At 62.3% G+C, this 14,636-nt stretch carries 16 protein-coding genes; 8 read left to right on the forward strand and 8 right to left on the reverse strand.

Features of this window, described 5'->3' with window-relative positions:
* Positions 1-365: 365 nt before the first annotated feature.
* On the forward strand, positions 366-785 hold the full coding sequence (locus SO140_RS38160) for a hypothetical protein (RefSeq protein ID WP_449383687.1): 420 nt from the start codon (positions 366-368) through the stop codon (positions 783-785).
* A gap of 156 nt (positions 786-941) precedes the next feature.
* On the opposite strand, the gene SO140_RS38165 is transcribed toward SO140_RS38160, so the two are convergent.
* Positions 942-1,742: a BA14K family protein gene (locus SO140_RS38165; protein ID WP_449383688.1), complete on the reverse strand. Its 801-nt coding sequence runs from the start codon at positions 1,740-1,742 to the stop codon at positions 942-944.
* A gap of 260 nt (positions 1,743-2,002) precedes the next feature.
* Between SO140_RS38165 and SO140_RS38170 the strand changes: the two genes are divergently transcribed.
* From SO140_RS38170 to SO140_RS38180, 3 genes are all read left to right on the forward strand, one after another.
* Positions 2,003-2,137, forward strand: coding sequence for a hypothetical protein (locus SO140_RS38170; protein WP_498543851.1), 135 nt, complete (start codon positions 2,003-2,005; stop codon positions 2,135-2,137).
* A 588-nt stretch (positions 2,138-2,725) separates the two neighbouring features.
* Complete coding sequence (locus tag SO140_RS38175) at positions 2,726-3,226, forward strand: DUF1269 domain-containing protein (RefSeq protein ID WP_449383690.1); 501 nt, start codon at positions 2,726-2,728, stop codon at positions 3,224-3,226.
* 674 nt (positions 3,227-3,900) lie between these two features.
* Positions 3,901-4,311, forward strand: a complete 411-nt coding sequence (locus tag SO140_RS38180) for a RidA family protein (RefSeq protein WP_449383691.1) — start codon at positions 3,901-3,903, stop codon at positions 4,309-4,311.
* A gap of 123 nt (positions 4,312-4,434) precedes the next feature.
* On the opposite strand, the gene SO140_RS38185 is transcribed toward SO140_RS38180, so the two are convergent.
* On the reverse strand, positions 4,435-5,316 hold the full coding sequence (locus SO140_RS38185; protein ID WP_449383692.1) for an HpcH/HpaI aldolase/citrate lyase family protein: 882 nt from the start codon (positions 5,314-5,316) through the stop codon (positions 4,435-4,437).
* Between the two features lie 106 nt (positions 5,317-5,422).
* On the opposite strand from SO140_RS38185, the gene SO140_RS38190 reads away from it, so the two are divergent.
* A complete protein-coding gene (locus SO140_RS38190; protein WP_449383693.1) occupies positions 5,423-6,067 on the forward strand; it encodes a carbonic anhydrase in 645 nt (214 codons plus the stop codon).
* A 122-nt stretch (positions 6,068-6,189) separates the two neighbouring features.
* On the opposite strand, the gene SO140_RS38195 is transcribed toward SO140_RS38190, so the two are convergent.
* Entirely contained in the window at positions 6,190-7,224 is a 1,035-nt protein-coding gene (locus SO140_RS38195; RefSeq protein WP_449383694.1) for an aspartate-semialdehyde dehydrogenase, read from the reverse strand.
* A gap of 116 nt (positions 7,225-7,340) precedes the next feature.
* Here SO140_RS38195 and SO140_RS38200 point away from each other — a divergent pair, with 116 nt between their 5' ends.
* Together SO140_RS38200 and SO140_RS38205 are read left to right on the forward strand one after the other, a co-directional pair.
* The gene (locus SO140_RS38200; protein WP_449383695.1) at positions 7,341-8,123 is read left to right on the forward strand and encodes a hypothetical protein; all 783 of its coding nucleotides are present in this window, start codon (positions 7,341-7,343) and stop codon (positions 8,121-8,123) included.
* 156 nt (positions 8,124-8,279) lie between these two features.
* Positions 8,280-8,666: a hypothetical protein gene (locus tag SO140_RS38205; RefSeq protein WP_449383696.1), complete on the forward strand. Its 387-nt coding sequence runs from the start codon at positions 8,280-8,282 to the stop codon at positions 8,664-8,666.
* A 131-nt stretch (positions 8,667-8,797) separates the two neighbouring features.
* Here the strand turns inward: SO140_RS38205 and SO140_RS38210 are convergent, their stop codons facing one another.
* Together SO140_RS38210 and leuB are read right to left on the reverse strand one after the other, a co-directional pair.
* The gene (locus SO140_RS38210; RefSeq protein WP_449383697.1) at positions 8,798-9,442 is read right to left on the reverse strand and encodes a DapH/DapD/GlmU-related protein; all 645 of its coding nucleotides are present in this window, start codon (positions 9,440-9,442) and stop codon (positions 8,798-8,800) included.
* A gap of 183 nt (positions 9,443-9,625) precedes the next feature.
* Positions 9,626-10,738, reverse strand: coding sequence for a 3-isopropylmalate dehydrogenase (gene leuB / locus SO140_RS38215; protein WP_449383698.1), 1,113 nt, complete (start codon positions 10,736-10,738; stop codon positions 9,626-9,628).
* 227 nt (positions 10,739-10,965) lie between these two features.
* Here leuB and SO140_RS38220 point away from each other — a divergent pair, with 227 nt between their 5' ends.
* Positions 10,966-12,183 (forward strand): YbfB/YjiJ family MFS transporter, encoded by a 1,218-nt coding sequence (locus SO140_RS38220; protein WP_449383699.1) that lies wholly within the window; start codon positions 10,966-10,968, stop codon positions 12,181-12,183.
* Positions 12,184-12,313: 130 nt separating this feature from the next.
* Here SO140_RS38220 and SO140_RS38225 read toward each other — a convergent pair whose 3' ends face one another.
* The 3 genes from SO140_RS38225 to SO140_RS38235 all read right to left on the reverse strand — a co-directional run bounded on the left by SO140_RS38225 (position 12,314) and on the right by SO140_RS38235 (position 14,556).
* Positions 12,314-13,096 (reverse strand): molybdopterin-binding protein, encoded by a 783-nt coding sequence (locus SO140_RS38225; RefSeq protein ID WP_449383700.1) that lies wholly within the window; start codon positions 13,094-13,096, stop codon positions 12,314-12,316.
* 77 nt (positions 13,097-13,173) lie between these two features.
* The gene (locus tag SO140_RS38230) at positions 13,174-13,803 is read right to left on the reverse strand and encodes a cytochrome b/b6 domain-containing protein (protein WP_449383701.1); all 630 of its coding nucleotides are present in this window, start codon (positions 13,801-13,803) and stop codon (positions 13,174-13,176) included.
* A 198-nt stretch (positions 13,804-14,001) separates the two neighbouring features.
* Positions 14,002-14,556 carry a fasciclin domain-containing protein gene (locus SO140_RS38235; RefSeq protein WP_449383702.1) on the reverse strand — a complete coding sequence of 185 codons (555 nt, stop codon included), beginning with the start codon at positions 14,554-14,556 and terminating at the stop codon, positions 14,002-14,004.
* Between the last annotated feature and the right edge of the window lie 80 nt (positions 14,557-14,636).

A 14,636-nucleotide genomic window follows, 5' to 3' on the forward strand; every position in this document is an offset into this window, starting at 1 on the left:
CAGCCAGCATGGTGAATCAGAAACAAGCTGATTTGGGAATCCCAAATCGATTCAACCTAACCCCATCCCGCTTTAGCTTCCCTTCGTCGCGAACTCTCGTACCCCGGATGCAGCGCAGCGCTTCTTCAGCGGTGCGCTGCTGAGCCGGGGCCCAGCAATGCTGGCACGATGGGTCCCGGCTCTGCGGAGCGGCACCATAGCGCGTCGAAGACGCGCGTGAACGCGCTTACGGCGCCGCACCGCGTCCGGGACACGAGAATCGTAGGTGCGGGCTCGTTCCCTTCATCATTCCTGTTTGATCCAGCGCAACGCAATTTCCTGCAGGTTTGCTCTATTCCTCCAATACCGCCGAATGGAGCTTCGAGATGAGCACCCAGAGCAGACCCTATCCCGTGGTTCAGGATCTCATCGATTCCTTTGCCGGCTGGCTGAAGCATCGCCGCGAGCTGAACGAGATGCGGCAGCTCGATCGCTCCGATTTCAACCGGATCGCGAGCGATCTGCGCGTTTCGCCGGATGATCTCGAAGAGCTGGTCCGTCACGGCCGTCATGCCGCTGACGAGCTGCCGAAGATGCTGGCGCAGCTCGGCATCAGCGAAGAGCAGCTCGGCCGCGCTCAGCCGCTTCTGCTGCGCGACATGGAGCGCGTTTGCGCGCTATGCAACGAAAAGGCGCATTGCCACCGCGATCTCGCCGACGGCACCGCAGCCGAGAACTACGGGGGTTATTGCCCGAACGCCTCCACGCTGGAGACGCTCGATCGCACGGGCCACATACCGCACTGACGAGCGGCGGGAGCATTCGCCAGGGCGTGATCCTGGACCCGAAGGGCCACGTTAGCGCAAAGTGCGGAGCGATTTTCCCTCGCGACAAAGGCGGAACGTGTTTGCGCTGAGATCATGCACAAACAACAAACCTAGAGCGCGATTTGTCCCAGGCAGCTATGGGCAGGGATGGACCTGTCCGTCATAGCCCCTGTAATTTCCAGAGGAGGCATTATAGGTTCGATACTGCTGGCAGTTGGCGCCAGTGCTCTGGCTCACAGCCCGGCGCCGTCGGCCTGTTTCGGTAGCTCTGTTCTCTTGTTGACCTTGCTCTAGTGCAACGCCAGCAGACTGCTTGGTAGCCGGCGTATCGGCAATCGTTTTCTGCTCTTCCATGGCTTGGCGCACTTGTGCCAATTCAGCTGCCAGCGCCTCGGCCCGATCGTGCTCCTGCTGCAGAGACTGCCGCAACCCCGCTGTCACGCTCTCGATTGACTGCTTGGGCTGTTGCGCCATCTCGCTCGCCCCGCTGCGTGAACGTGCTAACCCGGTCGTCTCGGTTTTGCTTCGAGCCTTCGCGACGTCGCCATCAGGCGCAGTGGAGGCGGAGAGCTCCGTGGGATTCAGTATTGTCCGCTGCAAATAGACGCCACCAATGACCCCTGCGATGACCATTGCGGCAATCCACCAACGTGCAGATCCACGTCGCTCGTGCAGTGGCACAATCTGAACAGTCTCTGCAAGTGCAGAGACTGTCGCGGTGGCGGGTCGCTCGGGAGGCATATCCGACGGCTGAGACTTAAAAAAACTGTAACATGGGTACCAATGCGATGGCCTCATCTGGCTCACTTCGCCGTACTCGCCGATCCATCCATTGGTCTCAGTAGACCACCGAGCAACCTCAAAGCTTTCGCGCGCTTCATCCTCGAGCACGATTGTGTGCCCATTCTTCGGTGCGATCTCTATCGGATAGCGCATGCGAAGGACGCCTCTTCAACTTGACGCGTTGGTCAATGATGACCTGCGCTGGCCAGAAATTCAAGAAAGTCGCATCGCTTTCATTTTTTAAAGCACCCCACTCGCGACTGTGACTCTCACCCCGCTTAGAATGTACGGTGAGGCGACCATAATTGTGGCTGGAGCCATGCAGCAGACACTTGCTCGATGGTATTCCCGGGCGGTTCCCGCAGCCGCGTCGGCATCAGCGAAGAGCGGTTTGGCCGCACCGCAGTTGCCGCGTGACCTCGACCGTGTCTGACCGCAATGGGACGGACCTCGTCAGCGGCGTCGCCGCCGAGAACTACAGGCGCTGCCGCCCGAACGCCGCAACGCTGAAGACACTCGATCGCACCACGGGCGGCGTGCCGCTCTGACGAGCAGTCTAGTGGGTCAATTTATAGCAATGTCCACCGCCCCTGTGCTTTACACGCTCGCGACACGTATCCAGCGTCGAAAACGAGCAGTCAGGTTGTCCGGCAGCCTTCGCCCCTCTCAACTGCGCACAGAATGTGGCAGCATTGGCAGGGTCCTGAGGACTGAGAACGAAGCTCATCGAGAGAAGCATCATCGCGGAGATAAGCGCCAGCTTTGAACGCGACATACCAATTCCTCCTATGAGGTTTGCCCCATTCTTCTCCCTTGAAACTGCCAAAACGTGCTGCTCGTTCAGTGGTTGCTAGGCGCGCGAGCAAGTTTCAAAAATCGCCATCCGGCAAGCGGTTCATAGCGGCGGAACGTCCGCCCGCCGCCGGGGTTCCGTCGGTGTGAATTTACATGCGCCGCATCCGCATTTGACGAGACAATCCCGCTTACTCAAGTTGCATCGGGCCGCTTAAACCATCTCCGACTTGTGAACACCTGGAACCGATTAGCTGGCAGGAGACTTTTCGGTCTGTGTTAAACGTTGGCCGCGCGTATCAAGCGGATCAGGGGCAGCACTCAAGTCAGTACGGGAGTGTTCAATGTCAGACCTTGTTGCGATCGTGTACCCATCCGAAGCCAAAGCAGAGGAAGTTCGGCAAAAAATACTCAAGCTCCAGAAGGAGTATCTGATCGCGATCAATGATGCCGTGATCGCCGTCAAAACAGGGGATTCCGTCAAACTCAATCAGCTTGTGAACACGACGATGACTGGCGCCGCAAGCGGCAGCTTCTGGGGACTGTTGTTTGGATTGGTGTTCTTGAATCCCCTCATCGGCGTGGCTCTCGGTGCCGGCGCAGGCGCATTGGGCGGCGCGCTGACCGATTTCGGGATTAGAGATCAGTTCATGAAGGATCTCACAGCGAAGGTGAAATCGGGAGATGCCGTTCTATTCCTGCTGATCCAGAGCATGACCTCGGACAAGGTTCTCAATGAGATCAAGGATGCGGGAGGGACGGTTCTCAAGACCTCGCTGGACGAAAAGAAGGAACAGCACCTGCGCGATACCCTCGCAGCCGCAGCTCAATCCAAGGCTGCCTAGCTGCGTGAGGCAAAGCCTGGGAGAGCGGGAATCGCCGAGGGCGGCGAGGAGCAAGTCATGCAAAAATTGACCCTATGGGTGCTTGCGATTGCGGTTGCTTCGGCAGCGGTCATGACGACTGGCGGTCGTTCGCAGGCGAGCCTTATCGCACCACTGGGGTCGCATGAGATCGCCGATCAGCTTCGTCTTGCGGAAACAGTCCAGTTCACCTGGAGAGGCCGCCGCTACTGTTGGTACAATGGCGGATGGCGCGGCGGCGGCTGGTACTGGTGTGGCTACAATTGGCGGCGTGGCATGGGCTGGGGTGGCCCGGCCGGCTGGCATGGGTGGCGGCGGCCACATCAGCGCCCGGTGGCACGCCCACCGACGGTTCGCCCCCCGGCAGCGCGCCCACCGAGGCCAAATCGACCAGGGCAAAATCGACCGGGGCCAAGTCGGCCGGGAACGCAGCGGCCGCAAACACTCCCCGAGCGCATTCAGAACAGGTGATAATCGCTGCTTTGCGTCGGCCGCAGGCCTCGGAAGGACATCGCTTTTTCTGAGCACAGCCGCAACGCTTGCTCATCGGCCACAATCGCATCCGCGATCTCGATCGAGCGGCGCGCTGCTATGGCAGCCCCTCCGGGTTGGGCCCACTTTCAGACCTGCCGACGAGTTGGTATGTGAGATATGGAATGAGGCAGACGATGAAATCCCGCGTAGAGACGCTCACACCGCCGAATACGCCAAAACCGATCGGACCTTACAATCACATCGCCAAAGTCGGTGAACATATATGGATTGGGGGGACCGCTGGAGTCGATCCAGCGACAGGACATTTGGCAGGGGCAGACATAGGTGCCCAGACACGGCAAATCTTCAAATCATTCACAGTGATGCTTGATGCTGTTGGCTCCGACCTCAGCCACGTTACTCACATCAATGTCTTCTTGCAGCACATGTCTGACTTCGAGGCGATGAATGCTGCCTATGTCGAGATGATGGGCGACCACAGACCTGCGCGCACGGTTTTTTCTGTCCAGGAGCTCCCTAAGCCAGGCGTCTTGCTTACGATGAACCTTACGGCGGTGACGCGAGAGCGATGATCCGTTGCGCGCCGGAAGGCGCGGAGACCGCTTTCCGCAATGAATCACAAGCGGCAATGCCTTTCGCTAACAGAAGATTTGCGCCTGGCGTCGGAAAGACCGATGTCGCCTTTAAGCGTGGCCCTACCCCTTGCCCATTGCAGCGATCGCATCCGCGATCTCGATCGTGCGGCGTGCCATGTCCGCGTGCAGCCGTTCCACCATCTGCCCATCGAGCCGGATCGCGCCGCGCGAGACATTCTCCGGCAATTCGAACGCCGCGATGATCTTGCGGGCGCGCGCGACGTCCTCCTCGGGTGGCGTGAAGATGACGTTGCAGGCCTCGATCTGCGAGGGATGAATCAGCGTCTTGCCGTCGAAGCCGAGATCGCGCCCCTGCGCGCATTCCGTCGCAAAACCGCTCGAGTTGTTGATGTCGCTATAGGGCCCGTCGAGGATCTCGAGGCCATGCGCCCGCGTTGCCAGGATGCAATGGGTGATCATCGGGATCATTGCGGCGCGGCCCTCCAGCATCCTGATCCGCGTTTCCCGCGAGATGTCGTTCGGTCCGAACACGAAGCCGACGAGGCGCGTGTTGGGATCGCGCGCGGCGGCGGAGAGCTCTTCCGCATGCAGGACCGCGCGCGCGGTCTCGATCATGGCCCAGACCTTCACCGTCGGCGCGGCGCCGAGCTCAGCCAGCCGCCGGCCGATGGCGTCGAGGTCCTCGACACTGGAGACCTTTGGAACCAGGATGCCGTCGGGCGAGGATTTTGCCGCCATGGCAACGTCGTCGGCCCACCAGGGCGTATCGAGGCCGTTGGTCCGGATCAGGATCTCGCGCTTGCCAAAGCCTTTTGCAGCGATCGCAGCCGCGATCTGGTCCCGCGCCTCCGCCTTGGCGTCAGGGGCGACGGAATCCTCCAGGTCCAGGATCAGGCCGTCGGCCGGCAGGTTGCGGGCTTTTTCCAGCGCGCGGGGGTTGGAGCCGGGCATGAACAGATGGCTGCGGCGCGGACGGGTCATGCGAGCGTTCCCTTGAAGTTCAAGTGTTCCCTCCGGAGCCGATAGCACCTGGCCTGCCTATTCGAAAGGCTTGTTCGCCCCTGCGGTATATGATTAGGCATTGGTCATGATCACATTCCCAAGACATTTGCTGGACGGCTACAAGGCCTTCGCGACGCAGCGGCTGCCGACCGAGCAGACGCGCTATCGCGAATTATCGGTGAAGGGCCAGTCACCCGAAGTGATGGTGATCGGCTGCTGCGATTCCCGCGTCTCGCCCGAGGTGATCTTCGACGTCGGTCCGGGCGAGCTGTTCGTGATGCGCAACATCGCCAATCTGGTCCCGACGTATCAGCCCGACGAGAATGCGCACGGCGTCTCGGCGGCGCTGGAATATGCCGTGACGGTGCTGAAGGTGAAGCACATCGTGGTGCTCGGGCATGCGCAATGCGGCGGCATCCGCGCCTTCGTCGACAAGATCGAGCCGCTCACCCCCGGCGATTTCATCGGCAAATGGATGCAGATGTTCATCAAGCCCGGCGAGGTGGTCGAGCAGCGCGACCGCGAGACGATGGCACAATTCGTCGAGCGCATCGAGAAGGCCGCGGTGTTCCGCAGCCTCGAAAACCTCATGACATTCCCGTTCGTGCGCAAGGCGGTCGACGCCGGCCAGATGCAGACGCACGGCGCCTATTTCGGCGTCGCGGAGGGATCGCTGTTCGTGCTCGACAAGGCCGCGAAGGAATTTCGAAGCGTCAGGGACGCAGGGTAGTTCGGTAGGGTGGATTTGGTAGGGTGGGCAAAGCGAAGCGTGCCCACCACTTCTATCGCGATCGTGGAGAGGTGGTGGGCACGGCGCGCGAAGAGCGCGCCTTTGCCCACCCTACGCAGCCCTTAAGCCGCCTTCTTCTTCGCGGTGATCAGCTTGCGGTTGATCAGGACTTCGGCGATCTGGATCGCGTTGAGCGCGGCGCCCTTGCGAAGGTTGTCCGACACGCACCAGAACGCGAGACCGTTCTCGACCGTGGCGTCCTCGCGGATGCGGCTGATATAGGTCGCGTCCTCGCCGGCCGCCTCATAGGGCGTGGCATAGCCGCCGGGCTCCTGCTTGTCGATGACGAGACAGCCGGGCGCCTTGCGCAGGATCTCGCGCGCCTCGTCCGCCGCGAGCGGATTCTCGAACTCGACGTTGACGGCCTCCGAATGGCCGACGAACACCGGCACGCGCACGCAGGTCGCGGAGAGCTTGATCTTGGGATCAAGGATCTTCTTGGTCTCCGCCATCATCTTCCACTCTTCCTTGGTGTAGCCGTCTTCCATGAAGACGTCGATGTGGGGGATGACGTTGAAGGCGATGCGCTTGGGAAACTTCTTATTGATCAGCTCGTCATTGGTGTAGACGGCCTTGGTTTGCGAGAACAATTCGTCCATCGCATCCTTGCCGGCGCCCGAGACCGATTGATAGGTCGAGACCACGACGCGCTTGATGGTCGCCTTGTCGTGCAGCGGCTTCAGCGCGACGACGAGCTGCGCGGTCGAGCAGTTCGGGTTGGCGATGATGTTCTTCTTGGCAAAACCCTTGGTCGCATCGGCATTCACCTCGGGCACGATCAGCGGCACGTCCGGATCCATGCGCCAGGCCGAGGAATTGTCGATCACGACCGCACCGGCGGCGCCGATCTTCGGCGACCATTCCTTCGACACCGAGCCGCCCGCCGACATCAGGCAGATGTCGATGTCGGAGAAGTCGTAGTGCTCGAGCGCTTTGACCTTCAACGTCCGATCACCATAGGAGACCTCGACGCCGACGCTGCGGCGTGAGGCCAGCGCCACGACCTCGTCCGCGGGGAATTTGCGCTCATCGAGAATGTTGAGCATTTCCCGTCCGACATTGCCGGTCGCTCCGACGACTGCGACTTTGTAACCCATCGTTCACTCTCCGATGAAAAAGGCCTTCCCAAAGCTGCGCGCTTAACCAGGAAGAGCAGCGCTTCTATGCGAGAACCGCCCGCAAGACAACGTTTGACCGTGCCAGAAGGCATTGGATGCCGCCGTACCAGGCCACCCCGGCCGCATATCCCAGAACCAGGATCCATCTGGCACTCCTAGGCTTTGCCGACGAGGTCGTCGGCACGCTGGCGCGCCTGTTCGCCTATGTGGGGACGCTGGCGCTGCTTGCCATCCTGTTGCTTGCCGCACTCGGCCAATTGCCGAACCTGCATGACGACGGGCCGGCGACGAGGCCGGGCTGGTCCGTGGCCGACCGATCACATCCCGCCTTTGCCGTCAGCCGGCTCGATTCCAACGACAAAACAGACGCTTACGTCATCCTCCGGCATCCCGAGGGCGGCCGCAAGGACGTCATGCGCTGGGTCGGCGATACGCCGGTACCGGTCGCCGAGCTCGAAATCTACCGACCCGGCGGCGAGTTCGGTCCGGCGGCGCGCCTGCCTTCAGACATGGCTGCCCGGATGGGCCTTAGGCAGTCGACACCGCTCGAGGAAGCAGGCGTCATCGACAGCAAGTTCGGGCCAGTGGCCCTGTATCGCCCGAGCGGGCAGGCGTCCGGCTGTCTTGGCTATGTCAAGCGGATCGAGGAGCCCCCGCTTCAGATCTCCGGCTGGTCGTGCCAGGGCGACGCACTGCCGGCACGGCGCGCCGCGATCGCCTGCACGCTGAATCGGCTGACGCTGCTCACCTCCGGCAACGAGCCGAAGCTGGCCGAATTGTTCGCCCATGCCGAGTTGAAGCGCCGTCCGTGCGGCCCTCCCGCCTCCGTGGACTGGCTGATGAGCCCCGGAAATGCGCAGCTGCGCGGCGCGCTTTGACGCGCATCAAGCTCAAGTGGCTGGTTTTCATGCAACTTTTGGCCGCAGGCGCGATTATTCCGGCGCGGTGTGACCCAATTGACCTAGTTGCGGTCACCCCTGGCGCGCTAGTATGAGGTGAAATCGATTGGTGGCCTGCCGCCTGAAGGGGACGTGATGAGCTCGAAATTTTCCGCCGCGAACAAATTGGCGATCTGGCTTGCGGCGGGTGCGGTCGCCGCGATGGGTGTTGCGACGTCGGCATCGGCCGACACCAAGAAGCAGCGCTATGACGATCGCGGCCGCGTCTATTATGGTCCGAGCGGCCCCAACGTCGTCTATCAGCAGGGCCCGCGTACCCGCATCTATGTCAGCAAGCGCTCCTGGCTCGATGGTGGCACCGAGGTCAATCCGGGCGATCGCAAGTTCTCCGACTACGCCTTCCCGCCGGATGTCGGCTATCCCACCTTCGCGCGCGAGAACCTCAACCGTCCGATCGATCGCCAGCCGCTCAGCACGCCGGCTGATGTCGGCGGCTATCCGAGGACGTTCCCGCTTTACTGAAGCGGACACGACTGACGAATTCGAAATGGCCGGGCTCGCGTTCGGCCATTTTTTAATTTTGTGATGGCTTCAGACTCACATCTTGACGCGTTTCTTTCCGCGAACCGGTATCCACTTCGCTCGAACACGCTCTACCGGCCGGGCGCAAAAGCCGGGTCGTAGCGCTTGCAAAATTGTTCGATCGCCTCGGAGCGGAAATCGCTCAAGCGTTCGAAGATGACCTCATCGGGCCAATCCCACCAGGCGATACGGCGCAGGCTTTCCGTGACAGATTCGGTAAAGCGCTCGCGGATGGGGCGCGCGGGAACGCCGCCGACGATCGTGTAGGGCGGTACGCTGCGGCTGACGACCGCACCTGCGGCGATCACCGCGCCGTCGCCGACCGTCACGCCCGGCAGCAGGATGGCGGCGTGCCCGATCCAGCAATCATTGCCAACGATCACCCGGTCGCTGTGGCGCTCCGCAAAGAAGTCGCGGTCACGGGTCGCTGTCGCCTCGTAATATTCCGGGCAATAGGTGAAGCGATGCTGGGACGGCCGGCCCATCGGATGGTTCGGCGCGCCGATCCGCACCGAGTTGGCGATTGCCGTGAACTTCCCGATCACCGCGTCGGCGACCTCGCAGTTCTCCCCGAGATAGGAGTAGTCGCCGAGCGAGGAAAACTCGATGCGCGTGTTGCAGAGGACTTCGCAGCGGCGCCCGATCTGCACTTCGCGCAGGCGCACCGTTTCATGGATGACGGTTTCCGCGATCTTGGGGCGATGCGACGCGTCCATCAAACGGCTCCTGAGGTTTTACGGGCGGCGCATCCCGGTCACGTCTACGCGGACTGCGTAGGGCGGACAAAGGCGCGAAAGCGCCGTGCCCACCGTCATTCCGGGGCACGCGAAGCGTGAACCCGGAATCCCGAGATTCCGGGTTCGATGCTGCGCATCGCCCCGGAATGACAGTGCAAGTGACTACGCGTGCAGCTTCTGCAGTTCCTTCAGGATCGCTTCGCCCATCTGCGTGGTCGAGGCGGCGGTGGTGCCTTCCGACTTGATGTCGGCAGTGCGCAGGCCGCTCGCCAGCACCGCAGCGATCGCGGCGTCGAGCTTGTCGGCGAGCGCGCCCATGTCGAAGGAGTAGCGCAGCGCCATGCCGAAGGACGAGATCATCGCGATCGGATTGGCGAGGCCCTTGCCGGCGATATCGGGCGCCGAGCCGTGTACGGGCTCATACAGCGCCTTGCGCTTCTTGCTCTTCACGTCGACCTCGCCGAGCGAGGCCGAGGGCAGCATGCCGAGCGAGCCGGTCAGCATCGCCGCGATGTCGGAGAGCATGTCGCCGAACAGGTTGTCGGTGACGATGACGTCGAACTGCTTGGGCCATTTCACCAGCATCATGCCGCCGGAGTCGGCGAGCTGATGCTCGAGCGTCACATCGGGATATTCGCGCTTGTGGACCTGTGTGACCACCTCGTTCCAGAGCACACCGGACTTCATGACGTTGCGCTTTTCCATCGACGTCACCTTGTTGCGACGCTTCTTGGCGAGGTCAAAGGCGACGCGGGCGATGCGCTCGATCTCGTAGGTGTCGTAGACCTGGGTGTCGATGGCACGCTTCTGGCCGTTGCCGAGATCGGTGATGGTCTTGGGCTCGCCGAAATAGACGCCGCCGGTGAGCTCGCGCACGATCACGATGTCGAGGCCCTCGACCGCCTCGCGCTTCAGGCTGGAGGCATCCGCCAGCGCCGGATAGCACACGGCCGGACGCAGATTGGCGAACAAAGCGAGATCCTTGCGCAGCCGGAGCAGGCCGGCCTCGGGGCGCACGTCGTAGGGCACCGCATCCCATTTCGGGCCGCCGACCGCACCGAAGATGACGGCGTCGGCGTCCTTCGCCTTGGCCATGTCGCCTTCGGAAATCGATACCTTGTGCGCGTCATAGGCGGCGCCGCCGACGAGGCCGGTGTCGGTCTCGAACTTGGCGATCCCGGCCGAGTCGAGCCAGTCGATCAGCCGCTTCACCTCGCCCATCACCTCGGGGCCGATACCGTCGCCGGGGAGCAGCAGCAATTTGTGGGTCGCCATGGTCGTTCTTCCTCCGTTTCGTCATGGCCCGGCTTGACCCGGCCATCCACGTCTTGCCTCGGGTGCAGAAGAACGTGGATGCCCGGCACAAGGCCGGGCATGACGGCGCTCATGAATTTCGGCCGGAGTGCTAGAGCGGCGTTGCGCGCTTGGCAAGACACCATTGCCGCCTCGCGGCTGTGCAAGCCGGGCGGGGCCTGCCACAATCGGGCTTGCCGGAGTACCCCTTGCACGCCCAAGACTACCTCACTCAAGATCGCCGCCTCCCGCACGACGCGCGCCCTGCGCGGCTGATTCTGACGCTGTCGCTGGCGGCGACGGTCGGGCTCGGCATCGGCCGCTTTGCCTATGCGCTGGTGCTGCCGGACATGCGCGACAGCCTGAACTGGTCCTACTCCGCCGCCGGCTTCATGAACACCATCAACGCCGTCGGCTACCTCGCGGGCGCCCTGATGGCCTCGCGACTGATCAAGCGGGTCGGCTGGTCGGCCGCGATCCGCGGCGGAACGCTGGCCTGCCTCGCGGCCCTGGCGATCTGCGCGCTCACCGGGAACTTCATCGCGCTCAGCCTGGCGCGGCTGGTGCTGGGCCTGGGCGCGGCGGCGGGTTTCGTCGCCGGCGGCGCGCTGGCCGCAACCATCGCGCAGTCGCATCCCGAAAGGGCCAATTTCCTGCTCAGCCTGTTCTATGCCGGCCCCGGTATCGGCATCCTCGCTTCGGGGCTGATCGCGCCGTTCACGCTGCAATATTTCGGGCCGGGCTCGTGGTGGATCGTGTGGTGGGCACTGACGCTGCTCTCAGCCGCCATGACCATCCCGCTGTTCCTGATGCGCATCGAGAGCAAGGCGCGCTTCAGCGAGGCGGGGCACGGCTCGTTCGCGATCCTCCCCATCCTGATCTATCTCGCCGGCTACTTCCTGTTCGGCGCGGGCTACATCGCCTACATGACCTTCATGATCGCCTATGTGCGCGATGCCGGCGGCGGCGCGGCGGCACAAGCCGCGTACTGGAGCCTGATCGGGGTGAGCGCCTTTGCGACGCCCTGGGTCTGGCGCGGCGTGCTCGCGCTCGACCGCGGCGGGCTCGCAACCGCGATCATCCTCGGCACCAATGCGCTGGGCGCCAGCTTGCCGATGCTGGGGCATTCGACGGCATGGCTTGCGACCTCGGCCGTCGTGTTTGGTGTCGCCTTCTTTGCCGTGGTGGGTTCGACGACGGCGTTTGTCCGTTTCAACTACCCGCCCCCAGTATGGCCAACGGCGATCGCGGCGATGACGATCTCGTTCGGCATCGGCCAGACTCTCGGGCCGATCGTGGTCGGCGCGATCACGGATGCGCTGGGGAGCCTTTCGTATGCGCTGAACGTGTCCGCCGCGTTGTTAGCGCTCGGTGCGGTCGCGGCACTGTGCCAGTGGAAGGTGGGACCGAAGAGCTCGGTGTCGTAGGGTGGGCAAAGGCGCGTAGCGCCGTGCCCACCATCAATCGTCAACGCGGATACACAAGTGGCGGGCACGCTTCCGCCTTCGCTCTTCGAGCTACGGCGGACAAGTCGCTTTGCCGACCCTACAAATCGCGTCAGCTCCCGCTGAACGAATTGTAGCCCTGGTCTTCCCAGTAGCCGCCCTTGTACTCGTTGGTGACTTCCATCGAGACGACATATTTCGGGTTCTTGAAGCCGAGTTTTGTCGGCACGCGGATCTTCATCGGGTAGCCATAGGCGCGCGGCAGGATTTCATTCGCATATTTGAACGTCATCTGGGTCTGCGGATGCAGCGCGCTGCGCATGTCCAGCGGGGAATTGTAGCCGTCCTTGTCGGCGCACTGGAACCACACATATTTCGCACGCGTGTCGGCGCCGATCAGCTTCAGGAAATCGCGGAGCGGCGTGCCAGTCCAGCTTCCGATCGCGCTCCAGCCCTCGACGCAGATGTGGCGGGTGATTTGCGTGACCTGTGGCAGCTGGTGGAGCTCGTCCAGCGTCCAGGATTTCTTGTTGTCGACGAGGCCACGCACCTCGAGCTTCCAGTCCTTCCCATCGACTTCCGGCGCTTCGTCGAGATCGTAATAGGCATTGAATGGGAACGGCTTCGTGATCGCGCTTTCCGGGAAGGTCGGTGCCAGCGCGTCCGGATTGAAGATGAAGGCCTGCACCGCGTCGTTGAACTTTGACGCTTTCTTCAGCAACTCCTCGGCGGAGGAACTATCAACGACGTCGCAGCCGGTGAGCAGTGTCAGCGCGCCGAGGCTCGCACCGCCTGTGATGAAACGGCGGCGGGTCAGGTCCGGCATTACCTTGAGCGAGTCCTTGATGAGCAGACGCTTGTCGACGCCGGGGATCAGGAATGAACGCTTGGCCATGAAAGTTCTCCAGCATCTCTTGTTCTGAGCATGATCTTATCGGAAAACCGGTTCCCACTTTTCCGGATCATGCTTGCTCAGCGGCCGATGATCATGGCGCGCAGGCTCTTCGGCACCAGCAGCGCCAGCGCGACGTGAACCACCAGGAAGGCGCAGATCGCGGCCATGCAAAAGAAGTGGACGTAACGCGCCGTCGGATAGTCACCGAACAGCATCACCAGGTAATAGAGCTGCACGGGTTTCCAGATCGACAGGCCCGACAGCACGATGAGCACGCCGACCACGATGATGCCGGCGTAGAGCAGGCGCTGCACGTAGTTGTAGACGGTGAGATCGTCATGGCCGAGCTTGAAGGTCAGCGCGGCCTTGACGTCGTGCAGCACGCCGGACGGCGTGATCGGCAGCAGTTTCTTGGCGAAGCGGCCGGTGGCAAAGCCCGTGATGAGATAGGCGAGCCCGTTGATCATGAGGATCCACATCGCCGCAAAATGCCAGAGCAGCGCGCCGCCGAGCCAGCCGCCGAGCGTGATGTCGCGGGAGAAGCTGAAGTTGAACAGCGGCGAGGCGTTGTAGATCTGCCAGCCCGACATGATCATCAGGATCACGGCGAACGCATTGATCCAGTGCATCAGCCTCACCCAGGCCGGCTGGATGGTTTTGGCCTTGGTGGCGCTGATCGGAGCGTCGGCTGCGGCTAGGCTCGACATGGTGGTTCCGTCCTCAAGTGTCGCGTGACGATAAATATACGCCAGCGGCTTCGGTTTCGTTACGTCCTGCCGGCTACCGATTTGATATCCGAAAGGTATCGTGGTCACAAAAAAGCGAGCCGGGATCCCCGACTCGCCGTTTCTCGCATCCTGTTCGGGGATGAAACAGGGAGGTGCGGTGTTACGTCGCCGGCGGTGTTACGTCGCCGGCATCAGCACGGTGTCGACCACATGGATGACGCCGTTCGACTGGTTGACGTTGGTGATCGTCACCATCGAGGTGCCGCCCTTGGCATCGACGATCCAGGTCTTGCCGTCCATCTTCTTGACTGTCAGCTCCTCGCCTTCAGCGGTCTTCAGCTTCTTGCCGTCGGTGAGGTCGGAGGCCTCGAGCTTGCCGGGCACGACATGGTAGGTGAGGATCTTGGTCAGGGTTGCCTTGTTCTCGGGCTTGACCAGGGTGTCGACGGTGCCGGCCGGCAGCTTGCCGAAGGCCGCGTTGGTCGGCGCGAACACCGTGAACGGCCCCTTGCCTTCCAGCGTCTGCACGAGGCCGGCGGCCTTCACCGCGGCCACCAGCGTGGTGTGGTCCTTGGAGTTGACGGCGTTCTGGATGATGTTCTTGGAGGGGAACATCGCAGCGCCGCCGACCATCACGGTCTTTTCCTCGGCCCTCACAGGTGCGACGACGGTCGCGGTGATGGCAAGGGCGCTGAAAGCGGCAGCAGCGAGATAGGCAATACGCTTCGACATGGAGAGTCTCCCGATATCTGGATGAAGTCCTGCAACAACGGCACCTAGCGACAGGTGTGAGGCAGGAGCGCCGTCGTTGG

This window comes from Bradyrhizobium sp. UFLA05-108 (assembly GCF_059803455.1).